Source organism: Bradyrhizobium sp. NBAIM08, from assembly GCF_020193935.1.
Lineage (GTDB): Bacteria > Pseudomonadota > Alphaproteobacteria > Rhizobiales > Xanthobacteraceae > Bradyrhizobium > Bradyrhizobium yuanmingense.
In genome coordinates this window covers 1-408 of sequence record NZ_JADYVR010000892.1, presented here as the reverse complement: position 1 = coordinate 408, position 408 = coordinate 1, and the positions used below count along the sequence as shown (strand labels likewise).

General features: G+C 59.3%; 1 protein-coding gene. It reads right to left on the bottom strand.

The window, feature by feature from the left end:
• The coding region (locus I6F37_RS42575) for a hypothetical protein (RefSeq protein WP_225154763.1) at positions 1-371 on the bottom strand (371 nt) is incomplete at its 3' end.
• Positions 372-408: the final 37 nt, after the last annotated feature.

Genomic DNA, 408 nt, shown 5'->3' with positions numbered 1-408 from the left:
ACCCCGGGGATCCAGATACTGGCGACGGCAAAATAAAGTCCGCCCGTTTCCAACAGGGCCGAGATATACCCGCCGCCGCCAAGCGGGGGCTCCGACAGAACGACCCGATTCCAGGAGTTCCCGCCGTCTTCCGAAACGGAAAGGGAGTTTGAGTTCGCCCCACCCAGCACTATCGCATTTTCGCCGGCCAAAAAGCGCGGGGACGCGGCCGGAGTTTGGGGTACGGTGAACTTCGACCAGATTCCGTCTTTTCCGCATCTCCAAAACCCATCCGCCCGGTGGCCGTACAGGAAGTTCTCCGTGGCTTGGAGCGCATCGAAATAGGGATACCCTATCAGACCGGCATCGAAAGGCTCTGGCACGAATTCCATCCCTGTCACCCGGGTTTTGGTCGAACCATTATAGGCC